We start from the raw sequence: 16,675 nt of genomic DNA, 5'->3' as shown, positions 1-16,675 counted from the left end.
TCCTCGATGGCGTTCGCTTTGTTGTTGTATATAAAGCTAGGTCTCAACGACGACTCTGTCAATATTTATGGAAATATTTTCCATAAAAAATTTATAAGGGCAAAATGACACAAAAAAGACCGGCAAATCAATTGCCGGCCATCAGCCCACGCATCGGAATGCTGACTCACCATGTGGGAAGCGGGTGTATCACTCCAGCGTGACCCGCAGGTCCAATGAATACTCCTCACAGTTGTCACCCGGCCCCCCTCGGTCGACAACCAGGAATTCGCCCTCGCGATCCAGCACCGATTGAATCGCGTGCCAGGTTCCCGCCCGATAGTTCACTCCCTGGCGACCATCGGTAACGAAAGCGCGCACCGTTGCCGGATCGATTGTCTCCCCCGGGGGCGCCACCACGATCAGGAAACGTTCCCCATGAAGTGGCATGAAGGCCTGGCTGCCGAGGGGATGACACTCCAGGAAGTCCAGTGTCAGGGGAATCGCCACCGGCTGGCTGGCGAAGATGCTGATCAAGGGGCGTGCCTCGTCCCCCAATAGCTCGACCATGGCCAGATCGTGGTAACGACGCGTGCGTCCGGCATTGATGTGGAAATAATCGGCCGTTCGTGTGTCGATGACGTCACCGAACGGTGCGAAGGCCTCCGGGGTCAATGGTTCGGCTGTCAATTCCAGCATAAGTACTCCTCTGGCTAGCGGGGGCCGGGTCGCAACGATGCATGACGGTTCACGTCCTTATACAGCAGATACCGGAATGGCCCGGGCCCCCCGGCATAACAAGCCTGAGGGCAAAAAGCGCGCAGCCACATGAAATCGCCGGCTTCAACTTCCACCCAGTCCTGGTTGAGATGATAAACGCCCTTACCTTCCAGTACGTAGAGCCCGTGCTCCATCACGTGCGTTTCATCGAAGGGAATCACACCGCCCGGCTGAAAGGTCACGATCGTCACATGCATGTCATGCCGCAGATCTTCGGGATCGACGAAGCGTGTCGTTGCCCAACGGCCATCCGTCTCGGGCATCGGTGTCGGTTCGATATCGTTTTCATTGGTCACGAAGGGGGGCGGCACGTCCAACCCCTCGACATGCTCATAGGCCTTGCGGATCCAATGGAACCGTACTGCTGCCGAGGCATGGTTGCGTACCTGCCATGGGCACGCTGGCGGTAGATACGCATAACCCCCGGGCCCCATGACATGGTTTTCTCCATCGATCGTCAGCGTCATTTCACCCTCGACGACGAACAGAACGGCCTCGGCAGCGGCATCCGGTTCCGGCTTGTCGCTCCCCCCTCCAGGCGACACCTCCATGATGTACTGGGAGAACGTCTCGGCGAATCCCGACAAGGGACGCGACAGCATCCACAGTCGGGTGTTGTCCCAGAAGGGGAGATAGCTGGTCACGATGTCGCACATGACCCCCTTGGGAATCACCGCATAGGCCTCGGTGAATACCGCCCGATCGGTCAACAACTGGGTCTGGGGCGGCAGGCCACCAGTCGGTGCATAGTATTGACGCTGCGTCATAAGAAACCTTTATGGAAATATTTTCCATTTATTTGATGGAATCGCTCATCAACCATTTCGCACGGGATGTCTCTCGGCCCAGTGCCTGGCGATATCGATCCGTCGCGTGACCCAGACACGGTCATGGGCCTCGATGTGATCGAGAAAGCGCTGCAGGGCCCGGAAGCGTCCGGGACGACCGATCAACCGGCAGTGCAAGCCAACCGACAGCATCTTTGGGGTCTCCTCGCCTTCAGCATAAAGGACATCGAAGGCGTCGCGGAGATAGGTGAAGAAGTGCTCGGCAGTGTTGAATCCTTGCGGAGAGGCGAAGCGCATGTCGTTGGAGTCCAGGGTATAGGGCACGATCAGATGATCATGCATGTCTCCCTCGCTGTCCTTCGCCTGTGTCCAGAACGGCAGGTCATCCCCATAGTAATCGCTGTCGTAGAGGAAGGATCCCTCGTCGAGGACCAGGCGACGGGTATTGGGGCTGTCCCGTCCGGTATACCAACCCAAGGGTTTTTCCCCGTAGAGCTCCTGGAAGATCTCGATGGCGCGACGCATGTGTTCGCGTTCGACACTCTCCGGCACGCCCTGGTAATGAATCCAGCGCCAGCCATGACAAGCCACTTCGTGTCCCAGCTCCTTGAATGCCTGAGCCACGTCGGGATGACGCTCCAGGGCCATGGCCACGCCGAAGACCGTCAATGGCAAGCCGCGACGCTCAAACTCATTGAGTACCCGCCAGACGCCAACGCGGGAGCCGTATTCATAAATCGACTCCATACTCATGTGTCGTTCGGGATACGCCTCGGCACCCACGATCTCGGACAGGAATTTTTCTGAGTGGCTGTCGCCATGCAGAACACAGTTCTCACCACCTTCCTCGTAATTGAGAACGAACTGGACAGCGATCCGGGCCTTGCCCGGCCAATCGGCATGGGGCGGCGTGCGTCCGTAACCTTTCAGATCACGAGGATATTCAGCGTTCGTGGAGGGACTCATGATGTCTTTCCTTTGATTGTTCGGAGTCATCGACCCATTTATGTATACAATAAAAATGTAGAGTGTATCCATATTAGATGCAAGCCATGCCTGATCCCGGACTGATCCTGCAAGCACAATGTGCGCACGGTTCCTGGAAGAAGCCGCCCGATATGGATACGTCAAGCGTTTTTCAACGTCGCTCTTGCGTTCGGTGAAAGCGGCTTCTATTTTGTGTACAAATAGCTACTATTTTGTTCACAAAAGTTGCCCAATTGGTCAGGACGCATGCCATGCATATCCGAGTCATCAATCCCAATACGACCTCGGCGATGACCGAGACGATCGGTGAAGCCGCTCGGCGTATTGCCGCCCCCGGCACACGCATCACGGCAAGTCAGCCCAGCGGCGGCCCCGTCTCGATCGAAAGCCACTTCGATGAAACCATCAGTGCCGTCGGGGTAACCGAGGAAATCCGGGCCGGTGAAAATGATGCCACCGATGCCTATGTCATTGCCTGCTTCGGCGACCCAGGCCTGCTGGCCGCTCGTGAACTGACCCGGGCACCGGTCATCGGTATCGCCGAGGCGGCATTTCACATGGCGACCCTGATCAGTACCCGCTTCTCCATCGTGACAACGCTCGGTCGCACCACCATCATCGCCGAACATTTGCTGGAACAGTACGGCTTCCGCCATCACTGCCGGCGAGTGCGTGCCGCCGACATTCCGGTACTGGATCTGGAAGAGGAGGGCGAGGCCGCTCTCGGGCGCATCATCGATGAGTGTCGGCGGGCCAGGGATGAGGACAACATCGGCTCCATCGTCCTGGGGTGCGGCGGCATGGCCGAACTGACGGATACCATCAGTGACGCTGTCGGACTACCGGTCGTGGAGGGCGTCACATCCGCGGTCAAACTGGCCGAGGCGCTCGTGGGTCTGGGACTCGGCACCAGCAAGTACGGCGATCTTGCTTTTCCGCGACCGAAGGCTTTCACCGGTCGCTTCGAACACCTGTCGCGCGAAACGCCCTGAGGCGAGGTGGCACCAAACCGACACAACAACGAGCCGCACGCCGCAAGACTCACACACTCAGCCCTGATGGGCGCGGTGGCTGACAACAACAACCCCGAGATACTCTTGCGAGGACAACAACATGCAACAAGACATCCCCCAACCCGACGCCGTTACGCCGCATCCCGCAGCCGTCAACGATAAAGCCCCAGGTGACGAGAATCTGGCACCACAGAAGGTTCGCATCATGGGGCGTGCCTCCTATTTTCTGGCCTGGTTCGGTGGCTGCGTCTCCATCGGCACCTTCGCCATGGGCTCCAGCGTGGTGGGTACTCTGAATCTGATCCAGGCGACCCTGGCCATCGCCATCGGCTGTTTCGTGATCGGCGTCGCTCTGGCACTCAATGGCGCCGCCGGCTACAAATACGGCATTCCCTTCATGGTTCAGGCACGCAGTGCATTCGGCTTCTCCGGCACCCGCCTGCCCGGGCTGGTACGCGCCTTGCCCGCCATCGTCTGGTACGGCTTCCAGAGCTGGATCGGTGCCGGTGCACTGAACGCTGTCTCGGAAACGCTATTCGGCTTCAGCAACATCGTCTTTTTCTTCATCACCTTCCAACTACTGCAAATCCTGCTTTCGGTTTTCGGTTTCCAGGGCATCAAGTGGCTGGAAAATATCGGCAGTGCTTTCATTCTCGCCTCGCTGGTCTATATGTTCTACAGCACCATTCAGCGCTATGGCGACGAGCTCTCGGCAAGCCTGATCACCATGGAAGGCTCCTGGGGGCTGCCGTTCTGGGGGGCCACCATGCTGTTCCTGGGGATCTACAGCACCATGATCCTCAATGTCAGTGACTATGCCCGTGAGCTCAAGCATGGCAGCGGCCCCGGCATGCTGACCACCATTTACTCCATGTCCATCCTGCCCTGCACCATTTTCATGGGACTCATCGGGTTCATGGTGTCCGAGGCAACCGGCGTCGCCGACCCCATCGATGTCTTCGCCAATGCCGTGGACAATACGCCGCTGTTGATGACCACCCTGCTGTTCATTGCGTTTGCCCAGGTGACCACCAATGTGCTCAACAACGTGGTGCCACCCACCTATGTGTTGATGGATGTCTTCAAGCTGAAGTACCGAACCGCCACCGTCATCGTCGGTTTCCTGGCCTTTGCCACTTTCCCCTGGGAGCTGGTCAAGGACGGCTCGGCGGCGGGCCTCCAGGTGTTCGTACAGACCTACTCGGCTTTCCTCGGCCCGATTTTCGCGATTCTGGTAGTGGATTATTACTTGATCCGTCGCCGCCAGTTGGATCTCGACAAACTCTATGATCAGAACGGTCCGTATCAGGGGGTCAACTATGCGGCCCTTATCGCGACCGGCATTGGCGTTGTCGTGGCTTTCACGGTATCGGATATCTCCTGGTACGCCAGTCTGATCCCGGCGGGAGTGGCCTATTATGTGCTGATGCGCTACTGGTCTCCCTGCCAACGTTTCACCAACTGACTTACCCACCATACGGCAGGACCGCTGCCCTCGGCGGTCCTCTTCACGCGCTTGCAGGAGTGGCCAATGAACGATAACGAACTCGATATCGCGAGCCGGGACCCGGCGCTTTACAATGCCGACCTGGCCCCGATCAAGAAAACTGAACGCCGATGGGGCGCCTTCGAGATTTTCAATGTCTGGTCCAATGACATCCAGAGCCTGTTCGGCTATACCCTGGCCGCCTCGCTCTTTCTCTCGTATGGTCTCAACGGCTGGGCGGTGATGGCAGCCATCATCCTGGCTGGTGTGGTGGTGATGTTTCTGGTGAATCTCACCGGCAAACCCAGCGTCAAGTACGGTATCCCTTTTCCCGTCATGGTACGGGCCAGCATGGGGGTTCACGGCGCCAACTTCCCAGCCATGCTGCGCGCCATCATTGGCATTTTCTGGTACGGCGTACAAACCTATTTCGCCTCAACCGCCATGGCATTGCTCCTGACAGCGCTGTTTGGCGACCCCGGCGGCACACTGCTGGGATTATCGACGATCGACTGGATCTCGTTCGTGATCGTCTGGGCCTTTCAGATCGCCATCTTCTGGTCCGGGATCGAGCGCATCAAGCACTTCCTCAATTGGGCCGGGCCGCTGGTCTACCTGGTCATGATTGCATTGATGGGCGTGGTATGGATTCAGGCCGGCAGCGAGCTGCTCCCTGCCATCGGCACCATTTTCAGTGGTGAAGAAGGCGACGGCGGAGGTAACCCCATTACGGCTTTTCTGGCCATCACCGGAACCATGATCGCCTACTTCGCCGCGGTCGTGATCAATTTCGGCGATTTCACGCGCTTCGTTCGCAGCGAACGCGAGATGAAGCTTGGCAACCTGCTCGGCCTGCCGCTCAATGTCGCGTTCTTTTCGTTCATCGCATTGATCATCACCGCCGGTACGCTGGTGATATTCGGCGAAACCCTGACCAACCCCTCGGATATCGTCGAACGCGTCGATGCACTCCCGCTGACGATCATTGCCGCCATCACCTTCTTTGCTGCCACGGTCGGGATCAATCTGGTCGCCAACTTCATTCCACCGGCCTATGACTTGGCCAACCTCTTTCCCCGCAAGATCAGCTTTCGTGTCGGCGGGTTGATCACAGCGATCATCGCTTTCTTCATCGGCGCCCTGTGGGTCACCGTGATCAGTCGTATCGGCGTTCCCGGCTTCGTCAATGCCCTGGGTGCCGTCGTCGCGCCGTTCTACGGCATCATCGTGGTCGATTATTACCTCGTGAAACGTCAGAACCTGGACCTGGAAGCCATGTTCTCCTCCGCCCCGGACAGCGCCTATTACTACACCAAGGGATGGAATCAGCGGGCGCTCGCCGCCTTCGGTCTGGCTGCGCTGTTCTCGATTTCATCGGTATGGGTACCGGCACTCGAAGCACTGGGTGGGTATGCCTGGTTGATCGGCGCGGGCCTCGGCGGGCTGTTCTACTATGGTTTCATGTCACGCCACACCGCTGTCGCCCCTGCCCCTTGAACGGAATTTCACGCCATCCATGCCAACCGACCCGGTGTCCTGACACCGGGTCACTCGGCAAAGATGCGATACAGATCGGGGGTCTGATCTTCCTCTTCGACGATCGACAAGGAAGACTCGATCGTTTTGAGGTGACGACTCATGAACGTTTTAGCCCGCTCGCCATCTCCGGCTTCCAGATGACGGACCAGTTCGTCATGATCATGGGACTCGCATCCCAGGTGGCCGGAACTGCCATACACGGCCAGAATCAATGAGGAGCGCGAGCACAACCGTGCGACGAAATCGGCCAGCGTGGCGTTGCCTGAAAGCTGTGCCAGGCGCTCATGGAACGCTGCCGATAATTTGATGGCGGTACTCTGTTCCCCCACCCGCAAGGCGTCGCGCTCCCGCTTGGCCATGTCCCGCAGCTCGTCGATATCCGCTGCCGTGATGCGACGCGCCACGGCCTCCATCAGCCCGCATTCGATCATCTGACGGGCATCGAATACATCCTTGGCTTCATCCGCCGTAGGCCGTGTCACACTCGCACCGCGACGTGGCGTCAAGGTCACGATCTGTTCCAGGGCCAGGCGCTGGAGAATCTTGCGAATCCCGGTGCGGCTGACACCAAACACGTCGGACAACGCGTCTTCCCTCAAACGGGCACCGGGTTTGAGACGATGCTCGATGATGGCGTCACTGATCGCGCGATAGATGGCATCATGACGCTTGTCACCATCACCGTTCTTGCCCCGGCGACGCTGAGGGGAAGAGGGACTGGACACCGGTTGTGATTGTCGCTCCGTCATGGTCAACAAGGCTCCACATCAGCTGTAAATCACGTCTGACCCCATTGTATACGCTTTCGTTGACGAAGCGACCCACGCCTCCTTATTCACGCCAGTCGGCGATGACCTCCCGCTCTTCCTCGGTCATTTCGGTCACGTTACCCAACGGCATGTATTCGCTGGCCACTACCTCCTTGGTATCAGCCATCATCTTCTGCAACTGCTCCTTGGTATCGTATTCAATACCCGCGGGCGCCGAGGAGTAGCCATCCTCACTCGGGTCGGACGAGTGACACTGGACGCAGCGATCCTCGACGATGGCATGGACTTCATCCAGTGTCGGCCCATCAGCGTCGGCGCTCTCGTCCCCAGAGGAACTGCCAGCTGGGGCCGCAATCCAGAATGCCAGCAATATCAGAGCCACCCCGGCAGCCGGATAGGCCGGACGAATCGATCCCGCATGCATCAGTACGAAGAACTGACGAATCAGGGCACCCGCGAAGATGAACAGCGACATGAGCAACCAGGCATACTCGTGGGAATACACGAACGAGTAATGATTGCTGATCATCAACAGAACCACGGGTAGAGTGAAATAGGTATTGTGTACCGAGCGCTGCTTGCCTCGCTTGCCATCGAGCGGATCGGGCTCCTCACCGGCCTTCATCGCCTCGACCATGCGACGCTGTCCGGGAATGATCCAGTAGAACACATTGGCCGACATGGCGGTCGCCATCACGGCACCGGTCAACAGGAAGGCGGCGCGTCCGGCAAAGAGTTGGGTACTCAAGTAAGCGACAAAGACCATCAGGACGGCCACTGCCAGGCTAAGCAGGCCATCCCGCTCCATATTGGGGCTGATGCGCTTGCACATCTGGTTGTAAACGACCCAGCCGCCGAACAGGAATGCGAGCGCCAGGATATTGGCTTCCGCTCCGTTCATGTTCGCCGCCCATTCCCAGTCGTTACCGGAATCGACCAGATAGAAACCCGGGTTCGCCATATAGAGCAAGACGAACAGAGCAAATCCCGACAACCAGGTCGTATAGGACTTCCAATACGACCAGTGCAGGTCATCCGGCAGTTTTTCGGGGCTCGTGGCGTATTTCTGGTTGTGGTAGAAGCCGCCACCATGTACGGCCCACATTTCGCCGAAAACGCCCTTGCGTCGGCTGCTCTCGTCCTCGGGCGTTTTCAGGCTGTTATCCAGCATCACGAAATAGATCGATTCCCCGATCCAGGCGATGGCCGCAATGACATGCAGCCATCGCAGCATGAAGTTAATGAAATCCAGCAAATATGAGGGCATGAACAGATCCTCGGCAAATGTCGTTGTTGTTCATTGATGGCGTGTCGTGCGCTCTTCAGCTGCCGCGATACGAGGAATAGCCGAACGGCGACAACAGCAGTGGCACGTGATAGTGCTCACCGGCATCAGCGACACCGAACCGTAGAGGGATGCGATTAAGGAAACGGGGTGACATCCCTGGCGCCTGATGACGATCGAGATAATCACCGGCATGGAACAGCAATTCGTACTCACCGACGGTGAAGGCGCTGCCCTCCAGAAGCGGGGCATCGCAACGTCCATCGTCATTGGTCACGACCTCGCCCAGGTACTCGCGGCGTTCTCCCTCGAGACGGAAAATTTCGATACGGATGCCCTCGCCGGGACGACCACGGGCAGTGTCCAATACATGCGTTGTCAGGTAACCCATGGGAATTCTCCTCGAACATTATCGATTGATGATAGGCGGCATTACGTTCACGACGCTGACAGGTTGAACGACAGCCGCTAGGCTGATCCCTACTCCTATGAAAACATTTTTAGCTCTTAATAGAGTACATTTCAAAGATTTTTTGTATACAGTTATTGTATCGAGTACGCCAACTCACTAGCAGGAGATAATCCATAATGACGACGCCACTGCTCTCACCGCGCCCCAGTCAGCTCGATAGGACAGCGTTCGTGGCCCACTATGGCGATGTTTACGAACATTCACCCTGGGTAGCCGAAGGCGCCTGGGAGAGAGGTCTGACCGAAGCACACGACTCACCGGCGGGTTTGGCTTCCGCCATGGCCGCCGTACTGTCCGAAGCGAGCCCGGAACAACAGCTGGCAGTGATCCGTGCACACCCCGATCTTGCGGGTAAAGCCGCTGTGGCGGGTGACCTGACCGACGATTCGACCCTTGAACAGGCAGGGGCGGGGCTGGATCAATGCACGCCAGAGGAGTTGGCCCGTTTCGAGCGCCTCAACGACGCCTATAAGAAACGCTTCGAATTCCCGTTCGTGATGGCCGTCAAAGGTAATGATCGGCACACGATTCTGGCGGCCTTCGAATCGCGCCTGAACAATACACCGGATGACGAACGACGCACCGCCATCGATCAAATCAACCGTATTGCTCAACTGCGCCTGGAGGCCCGCGCCGAACGATAATGGAATCGATTTCCGTCACCACGACAGAACCGTCATGAAGGTGTATGCTATGGCGCGAAATGAACGCACGGGTGACGGAGAAGCAGGCGTGACGGAGACCAAACGCAAAACGGTGGGGCGGCCTGCCGGCTCTGGCAAGGGCAGTGGCGGGCATAGCCAGTCACTGGTGCGTGGCTTGAATATCCTCGAGGGGCTGGCAGCAGCGCCGCTCGGCCTCGCCTTGTCCGACATCGCCCAGATCGTGGGTCTGGCCCCCTCGACCACGCACCGATTATTACAGGCTCTGCACAAACAGGGATTCATCACACAGGATACCGAACTCGGTCTGTGGAAAATCGGCGTGAAGACATTCCAGATCGGTAATACCTTTCTGGAAGCGCGCGATTTCGTGGCGACGGCGCGCCCTTATCTTCGCCGACTGACCGAAGAGACGGGTGAGTCCGCCAATCTCGGTATCCGCGATGATGGCATGGCAGTCTTTCTGGCCCAGAGCGAATCCCCCCAGATGATGCGCATGATCACGCCGCTGGGATCACGTGCGCCGATGCATGCCTCAGGCGTGGGCAAGGCCTTGCTGGCCTGGCTTCCCGACAAGGATATCGAACGCATTCTGCAGGCTCGCGGCCTACCTCGGGTCACCGACAATACCATCGACACACCGGCCCGGCTTCGACAAGGTCTTGCCGAGATCCGGCGCCAGGGGTATGCCTGCGATCGTGAAGAGCACGCTGTGGGCTTGCACTGTGTTGCCGCGTCGATTCATGACGAGCAGGGTAGCCCATTGGCCGCCATTTCGGTGTCAGGCCCCGTCGCCAGGATTTCCGAATCGCGCCTGGCGGAACTCGGTGGACTGGTCAGCCGCGCGGCGCGTGAAATCACGGAGCAATTGGGCGGGCGGTTGCCGGAAGCAGCGGAATACACTGCCTGAACCGCATTTCTTTGCAGGCGCCTCGTGACGTACACCCGACAGCGGTTACACTATCCACCGCCATTCGTCACACCACATTGCGAGGCCCAGCGCGATGACGCCACATCTGTTGTCAGTCGACTCCCTGTCCCGTGAACGCGTCGAACATCTCTTTCAGGTAGCTCGGCAGGTCGAGCCCATCGCCCAACGACGCCAGGTAACGCGCGTTCTGGAAGGTGCCGTGCTCGGCAACCTGTTCTTTGAGGCCAGCACGAGAACCCGCGTCAGTTTCAATACCGCCTTCTGCCGCCTGGGAGGCAGTGTCTGCGATACCACCGGCTTCACCTTTTCCTCGATGGCCAAGGGGGAGTCACTCTACGATACCAGCCGGGTGATGAGTGGCTATGTCGACGCCATCGTCATGCGGCACCCGGAACAGGGCTCGGTAAGTGAGTTCGCCCAGGCAACCAACGTCCCGGTGATCAATGGCGGCGACGGTCCCGGCGAGCATCCCAGCCAGGCATTGCTGGACCTGTATACTATCGACAAGGAATTCACTCGGCTCGGCAAGTCACTGGCCGGTGCTCATCTGTTACTGACCGGCGATCTAAAGTACGGCCGCACCGTGCACTCGCTGATCAAACTGTTGTCGCTCTTCGATCCCCTGCGCATCACCTTGGTCTCACCGCCCGGCCTGGAAATGCCGGATCATGTGGTCGACCTGGCCGTGTCACGCGGCCACCGTATCGAGCGTCGGCATAACCTGGTCAGTGACTTTCATGATCTGGATGTCATCTATACGACACGAATCCAGAAGGAACGCTTTACTGAAGAGATGACCGAGAGTTTCACCGGCCTTACGCGAGACTTCATCGTTGACCGGTCGTTCCTCGACCGTCACTGTGCCCGCGATACGATCGTCATGCACCCATTGCCTCGTGATAGTCGGTCCGAAGCCAATGACCTCGACCCCGACCTTAACGGAGATCCTCGCCTGGCAATATTTCGCCAGACCGACAATGGCATCCCGATACGCATGGCGATTTTCGCGACGCTGTTGGGTGTCGAGCATCTGATCGACAAGGAGCGCCGTGACGTCCGTTGGTTTGTCCCCCACAAGATCGGCGTGGATGATGCGGATTTCTGACGCGCTGGTCAGTCGTTAGCCCTGTCCATGACGTGACTAGACCTTCGCAGGGCTGATCATGCGCGATGAATATGAGAAGCTATCGCCGGATAACCGGTCGGATACCAATGACAAGAGCGAACGATAAGGGAGGCATGACGCCTATGAACCTGGAGCGAGCCTATATGATGTTAGGCGCCCTATACAGCCTGCTGCTCATCCTGGGGGTGATCGCATTGATGGTCGGTGGCGGATCGGCGATGGTCGTGATCCAGGTCGCCGTCGGTGCTTTGGCTGTCGCCGGGCTATGGGGTTATGCACTCAACAAGGGGGTCATGAACCCACGTATCTGGCGACCATTGGCCATGTTCCTGGCGGCCGGTGCCATCATTCAGGCGTTGCTGCTGTTGACGACATCACCGTCGCATGCCCAGATCACGCAGTTGTTGATCGGGATCGTGTTCTCGGCCTTGCTGATTTCCATCCTCTACCAATACGGTGATCGCGATCAGGACCTCTGGGCCACGTCGGAAGAGATTCAGGATGGGGAGCAGTTGGAGGCCATGCTGTCCCGTCACGGAGAACTGACCGTCAACAAGCAGGTTTATGGTCTTGAGGCAACCGTTCATGTGGCCCGGGACGGCGACCAATATCGTGCCCATGTCGTTCGTGAACGTGACGGCAACCGAGAAGAATTCGAAGAGCGTTTCGCCTGTCCTTCGACACTGGCGTTCTTCATGGACAAATACACCTGCATCACCGTGGACGATGTCAGGGAAGCCTACGCCGACGCCACGGCATGAATGTCATCTCGAGCCGTCACGGCCGTGACCGTGGCGGCAAGCCCTCCCGAGCGGCGAAGTACCCCTCGAGAATCAACTGGGCGGACAAGCCGTCGACCCCTTCATCGCGATAATTGCCTTTATGACCGGCTTCACGGGCAATCGCCTTGGCTTCACGTGTGGACCCCCGTTCATCGGTCATTTCGCAGGGCTTGCCATAGCGACCATGCAGACGATTGCCGAATTTGCGCGCCCGCACGCTCATATCGGATTCCGAGCCGTCCATGTTGAGCGGCAATCCGACCACGAACAGGTCCGGTTGCCATTCCTCGACTAACCGGGTCACCTGCTGCCAGTCGGGAATACCATCGCGGGCCGGTATCGGATCCAGGGCCGTGGCACGCCGAATCCATTCATTACCAACGGCCACGCCCATCCGACGGGTCCCGAAATCGAACGCCAGGATCAGGCGCTGCCCCTCTGTCGCCGTCATGGATCAGCTATGGCCGGCCTCGCGGCTCATCAGGTTCAGGTCGATGCCAAGGATGCCGGCCGCCGCATTCAAGCGTTGCTCCGGCGGCACCTCGAACAGGATATCGGCACGTCCTTCGACGGTCAGCCAGGCATTGTCCTTGATTTCGGACTCCAACTGACCGGCCTCCCAGCCGGAGCACCCCAGACACACCAGGAACTCATCAGGGCCGCGCCCCGACCCGAGGGCATGCAGCATATCCATGGAGGTGGTAAGCGCAATGTCATCCGCCACCTGGATACTGGAATCCCACGACTGGCTACTGCCACGATGCAGGATGAATCCACGATCCTTGTGCACGGGACCACCGTAGTAGACCGGTGCGTCGCGATGAGGGCTCTCCTCGTCATCGATATCGAGTTGTTCGAACAGAGCATCCAGCGTCAGATCCAGCGGTCGATTGACGATCACGCCCATCGTGCCGTTGTCGTCATGATCGCAAAGATAACTCAGGCTGCCGGCGAAATTGGGATCTTCGAGATGCGGCATCGCCAGCAGAAAATGGTGTTTCAACGTTTGCATGGGCCTCCCGGGCGGCAGCGGGTATCAGCTCTACTGCTCGCCGACATTGTTACCTATGGCTCTATCTCGAATTGTATCATTTCTTGATGTCCTGTCGGGGCCCGGTCTCAACACGTCGGGCGATGACATCCATCAGATCTCCGGCAATGTCGGTGCCTCGCTGGTCGTCGATTTCGCGGATACACGTCGGACTGGTGACATTGATCTCGGTAATATAATCCCCGATCACGTCGAGCCCCACGAACAACAGTCCCTTGTCACGCAGAGTGGGCTGCACCTGCGCAATCAGCCAGCGGTCACGATCCGTGAGTTCACGGCTCACTCCTCGCCCCCCGGCCGCCAGGTTGCCACGGGTTTCCCCCGCCATCGGGACCCTCGCCAACCCGTAGGGTACCGGTTCCCCATCGATCAGCAGGATACGGGTATCGCCCTCGGTAATCTCGGGGATATAGCGTTGGGCCATGATCTGGTGACGGCCTCGCTCCGTGAGTGTCTCGATGATCGCCCCCAGGTTGCGGCCTTCCGGCCCGACATGAAAGATCCCGCTGCCTCCCATGCCGTCCAACGGCTTGAAAATCACGTCGCCATGTTCGCCATGAAACGCCCGCAGGATCTTTTCATCGCATGATACCTGGGTCGGCGCACAGCAGTGCGGGAACTGCTGGGCAAAGAGCTTCTCGTTGCACTCCAGCAACGCCCGGGTCGGGTTGACCACCAGCACGCCCTCACGCTCGGCAAAACCCAGCAGATGAACGACGTTGAGAAAATGGCTATCTACCGGCGGGTCCTGGCGCATCAAGATGACATCGAGTTCGGCAAGCGGCTGGACCTGAGGGGTCCCCAGGTCATACCAGCGCTCGGAGTCATGATAGGCCTCGAGCTCTCGCATCCGACTCCAGGCCCGACCATCCTGAAGAAACAGCTCGTCCGGCTCCATGTAATACAGCGACCAGCCGCGAGCCTGGATGGCCCACAGCATGGCCAATGTCGAGTCCTTCTTGTAGGCGATGTCGGCGATGGGATCCATCACCACTCCGACCCTGAGTGCGCGTTCGCTCATCGTGACCTTTCCAAGATGTTTCAACGATGAGCGCAGTATGACCCAGCATATCGGGGAGACCAAGCGCCCCGTTGACACAGGACAGGATCAGGCCCTGCGCAGGTCGCCGAACCGGAACTGCAACAGGCTGAGGGCTACCACGGGCGCGGTTTCGGTACGCAGGATGCGCGGTCCCAGCGACAGCGCCGAGAATCCGGCTTCCCGGGCGGCATCGACTTCGGTGGGGGAGAGGCCTCCTTCAGGACCGATCAACAGCGCGGCCGACGCGGGAATGTCTCCATCGAGGCCGTGATGTTCGGCAGCGGGGTGCAGCATGAGGCGCAAGGCCTCGTCACGCCCTGTCAGCCAGTCAGCCAGCGACGAGGGCGCATGGACAGGAGGTAGGGTGGCACGACCGCACTGTTCGCATGCACTGGCGGCGACCGCCTGCCAATGTGCCAGTTTCTTGGCCTGACGCTCACCCTTGAGTCGCACGTCACCATGGGCTGTATAGAGAGGCGTAATGGCCGCCACTCCCAGTTCGACAGCTTTCTGGATGGCGTAATCCATGCGGTCCCCCTTGGAGATCGCCTGACCGAGATGGACGACAAGAGGGGATTCGCCCTGACCGGCACCGACAGCATCAATCTGTACCGCGACACGCTTGCGATCCACGTCGACGAGCGTCGCGCACGCTTCGTGACCTGCCCCGTCGAACAAGGTCAACGTATCGCCACGACGCATGCGCAACACCAGCGCCACATGCCGTGCCGCGGCTTCCGGTAGAATGAGTTCGCCGCCGGCAACGAGCTCGGCGGCGACATGGATGCGAGGTAATGACACGATTGCCGAACCTTACTGAGTGGTTTCGGTACCTTGTCCTTGTTCAGCAGCCCGTTTCTTCTTGCGGGCATACATCGCTTCGAAGTTGACCGGCGCCAGCATCAACGGTGGGAAACCGCCACGATTGACGAGATTGTCGATGCACTCCCGCGCATAGGGGAAGAGCAGATTGGGGCAGAACGCCTCGAGCGTGTGTTCCAACTGCTCGCCTTCGAGCCCCCCGATGCGGAACAGTCCGGCCTGCTGAATTTCAGCGAGAAACGAGGTATTGCCACTCTCGCTATGTGACACCTGGGCGGTGACCTTGATCACGACTTCGTACTGATCATCGCTGACCTTTTCACTGAAGGTGTTGAGATCGAGACCGACCTTGGGCTTGAACGGCTGCTTGAACACCTCAGGCGCGCTGGGCGATTCGAACGAAATATCCTTGACATAGATACGCTGCAGCGAGAACTGTAACTGCGGCTTGTCCTGTTGCCCGCCAGCGGCCTGCTGGTTGCCGTCTTCAGGCTGATTGTTATCTTCCGCCATACTGAAGTCCTTGAAAGAGTCTGAAACGAAAAAACTGACGTTGCCGTCGCGCGTTGTATGTGGCTATTTCTTGACCACCGGAAGGCTATCGGCTTGCCACTGCGCCATGCCTCCCTTGAGCTTGTAAGCTCGAGTGAATCCGGCCTTGGCGAGCTTGGCTTGGGCCGCACCGGACGCCTGACCGTGCTTACAGGCAACGATCACCGGTGTCTCCTTGAACTTTTCCAGCTTATCGAGGCGGCTGTCCAGTTGGCTCTGCGGAATATTCTTCGCCCCCGCAATGTGTCCGGCCTTGAAATCCCCCGAGTCCCGGATGTCGATCACGACCGCGTCTTCGCGATTGATCAACTGGGTCGCTTCGCTTGAGGTGACTCCGTTGCTGGTGCTGTTTTTCACTTCGTAAGCAATCCACGCAGCCAATACCAACAGGAACGCACCCACCAGGAGGGGATGGTTCTGCACGAATTCAAACAGCTGATCGATCATGAGGTCGGATAACTCTTGTTGAAAAAACGCAAATGTCTTGACGTCGCGGCCAGAGGCGACGAGCGCGCCATAGTATACACCAGATGGGGGCCTGCATCCGAGGCCGGGCTGACGCCCCATGCCGCTCTGCGATATGATGCCTGAAGGAGCCGTGAGTCGCG

General features: G+C 58.6%; 19 protein-coding genes. 7 read left to right on the top strand and 12 right to left on the bottom strand.

Annotated features, from left to right (window positions below):
* Nucleotides 1-189: 189 nt before the first annotated feature.
* Genes BLW01_RS07525 through puuE form a run of 3 tightly spaced genes read right to left on the bottom strand, consistent with a single transcriptional unit; the run spans nt 190 to nt 2,513 of the window.
* On the bottom strand, nt 190-678 hold the full coding sequence (locus tag BLW01_RS07525) for an ureidoglycolate lyase (protein ID WP_092568877.1): 489 nt from the start codon (nt 676-678) through the stop codon (nt 190-192).
* A gap of 14 nt (nt 679-692) precedes the next feature.
* A complete protein-coding gene (locus tag BLW01_RS07520; protein WP_092568876.1) occupies nt 693-1,526 on the bottom strand; it encodes a bifunctional allantoicase/(S)-ureidoglycine aminohydrolase in 834 nt (277 codons plus the stop codon).
* Between the two features lie 48 nt (nt 1,527-1,574).
* Nucleotides 1,575-2,513 (bottom strand): allantoinase PuuE, encoded by a 939-nt coding sequence (gene puuE, locus BLW01_RS07515; protein ID WP_092568875.1) that lies wholly within the window; start codon nt 2,511-2,513, stop codon nt 1,575-1,577.
* A 272-nt stretch (nt 2,514-2,785) separates the two neighbouring features.
* On the opposite strand from puuE, the gene BLW01_RS07510 reads away from it, so the two are divergent.
* The 3 genes from BLW01_RS07510 to BLW01_RS07500 all read left to right on the top strand — a co-directional run bounded on the left by BLW01_RS07510 (nt 2,786) and on the right by BLW01_RS07500 (nt 6,530).
* A complete protein-coding gene (locus BLW01_RS07510) occupies nt 2,786-3,526 on the top strand; it encodes an aspartate/glutamate racemase family protein (RefSeq protein ID WP_092568874.1) in 741 nt (246 codons plus the stop codon).
* Between the two features lie 121 nt (nt 3,527-3,647).
* Nucleotides 3,648-5,012, top strand: a complete 1,365-nt coding sequence (locus tag BLW01_RS07505; protein ID WP_092568873.1) for an NCS1 family transporter — start codon at nt 3,648-3,650, stop codon at nt 5,010-5,012.
* A 66-nt stretch (nt 5,013-5,078) separates the two neighbouring features.
* The gene (locus BLW01_RS07500) at nt 5,079-6,530 is read left to right on the top strand and encodes an NCS1 family nucleobase:cation symporter-1 (protein WP_092568872.1); all 1,452 of its coding nucleotides are present in this window, start codon (nt 5,079-5,081) and stop codon (nt 6,528-6,530) included.
* Between the two features lie 50 nt (nt 6,531-6,580).
* On the opposite strand, the gene BLW01_RS07495 is transcribed toward BLW01_RS07500, so the two are convergent.
* The 3 genes from BLW01_RS07495 to uraH form a co-directional block, all read right to left on the bottom strand.
* Nucleotides 6,581-7,321 carry a GntR family transcriptional regulator gene (locus tag BLW01_RS07495; RefSeq protein ID WP_092568871.1) on the bottom strand — a complete coding sequence of 247 codons (741 nt, stop codon included), beginning with the start codon at nt 7,319-7,321 and terminating at the stop codon, nt 6,581-6,583.
* Nucleotides 7,322-7,403: 82 nt separating this feature from the next.
* Nucleotides 7,404-8,609, bottom strand: a complete 1,206-nt coding sequence (locus BLW01_RS07490) for a urate hydroxylase PuuD (RefSeq protein ID WP_092568870.1) — start codon at nt 8,607-8,609, stop codon at nt 7,404-7,406.
* Between the two features lie 55 nt (nt 8,610-8,664).
* Nucleotides 8,665-9,018 carry a hydroxyisourate hydrolase gene (gene uraH, locus BLW01_RS07485; RefSeq protein ID WP_092568869.1) on the bottom strand — a complete coding sequence of 118 codons (354 nt, stop codon included), beginning with the start codon at nt 9,016-9,018 and terminating at the stop codon, nt 8,665-8,667.
* A 197-nt stretch (nt 9,019-9,215) separates the two neighbouring features.
* Here uraH and uraD point away from each other — a divergent pair, with 197 nt between their 5' ends.
* The 4 genes from uraD (at nt 9,216) to BLW01_RS07465 (ending at nt 12,579) form a co-directional block, all read left to right on the top strand.
* Nucleotides 9,216-9,743, top strand: coding sequence for a 2-oxo-4-hydroxy-4-carboxy-5-ureidoimidazoline decarboxylase (gene uraD, locus BLW01_RS07480; RefSeq protein ID WP_092568868.1), 528 nt, complete (start codon nt 9,216-9,218; stop codon nt 9,741-9,743).
* 88 nt (nt 9,744-9,831) lie between these two features.
* Nucleotides 9,832-10,671: an IclR family transcriptional regulator gene (locus tag BLW01_RS07475; protein WP_092569031.1), complete on the top strand. Its 840-nt coding sequence runs from the start codon at nt 9,832-9,834 to the stop codon at nt 10,669-10,671.
* 94 nt (nt 10,672-10,765) lie between these two features.
* On the top strand, nt 10,766-11,797 hold the full coding sequence (locus BLW01_RS07470; RefSeq protein WP_092568867.1) for an aspartate carbamoyltransferase: 1,032 nt from the start codon (nt 10,766-10,768) through the stop codon (nt 11,795-11,797).
* 134 nt (nt 11,798-11,931) lie between these two features.
* Nucleotides 11,932-12,579, top strand: coding sequence for a hypothetical protein (locus tag BLW01_RS07465; protein ID WP_229806448.1), 648 nt, complete (start codon nt 11,932-11,934; stop codon nt 12,577-12,579).
* 16 nt (nt 12,580-12,595) lie between these two features.
* On the opposite strand, the gene ruvX is transcribed toward BLW01_RS07465, so the two are convergent.
* From ruvX to BLW01_RS07435, 6 genes are all read right to left on the bottom strand, one after another.
* Nucleotides 12,596-13,051: a Holliday junction resolvase RuvX gene (ruvX, locus tag BLW01_RS07460; protein WP_092568865.1), complete on the bottom strand. Its 456-nt coding sequence runs from the start codon at nt 13,049-13,051 to the stop codon at nt 12,596-12,598.
* 3 nt (nt 13,052-13,054) lie between these two features.
* On the bottom strand, nt 13,055-13,612 hold the full coding sequence (locus BLW01_RS07455; RefSeq protein ID WP_092568864.1) for a YqgE/AlgH family protein: 558 nt from the start codon (nt 13,610-13,612) through the stop codon (nt 13,055-13,057).
* 76 nt (nt 13,613-13,688) lie between these two features.
* Nucleotides 13,689-14,672, bottom strand: a complete 984-nt coding sequence (gshB, locus tag BLW01_RS07450) for a glutathione synthase (RefSeq protein WP_092568863.1) — start codon at nt 14,670-14,672, stop codon at nt 13,689-13,691.
* A gap of 87 nt (nt 14,673-14,759) precedes the next feature.
* Entirely contained in the window at nt 14,760-15,497 is a 738-nt protein-coding gene (locus tag BLW01_RS07445; protein ID WP_092568862.1) for a 16S rRNA (uracil(1498)-N(3))-methyltransferase, read from the bottom strand.
* Nucleotides 15,498-15,506: 9 nt separating this feature from the next.
* Nucleotides 15,507-16,028 (bottom strand): protein-export chaperone SecB, encoded by a 522-nt coding sequence (gene secB / locus BLW01_RS07440; protein WP_092568861.1) that lies wholly within the window; start codon nt 16,026-16,028, stop codon nt 15,507-15,509.
* A 63-nt stretch (nt 16,029-16,091) separates the two neighbouring features.
* The gene (locus tag BLW01_RS07435; RefSeq protein ID WP_092569030.1) at nt 16,092-16,514 is read right to left on the bottom strand and encodes a rhodanese-like domain-containing protein; all 423 of its coding nucleotides are present in this window, start codon (nt 16,512-16,514) and stop codon (nt 16,092-16,094) included.
* Nucleotides 16,515-16,675 lie beyond the last annotated feature (161 nt).

It is taken from the genome of Aidingimonas halophila (genome assembly GCF_900106955.1).
In the GTDB taxonomy this organism is placed as follows: domain Bacteria; phylum Pseudomonadota; class Gammaproteobacteria; order Pseudomonadales; family Halomonadaceae; genus Aidingimonas; species Aidingimonas halophila.
The sequence above is the reverse complement of the archived record's forward strand: the minus strand, read 5'-3'. Positions and strand labels throughout refer to the sequence as shown.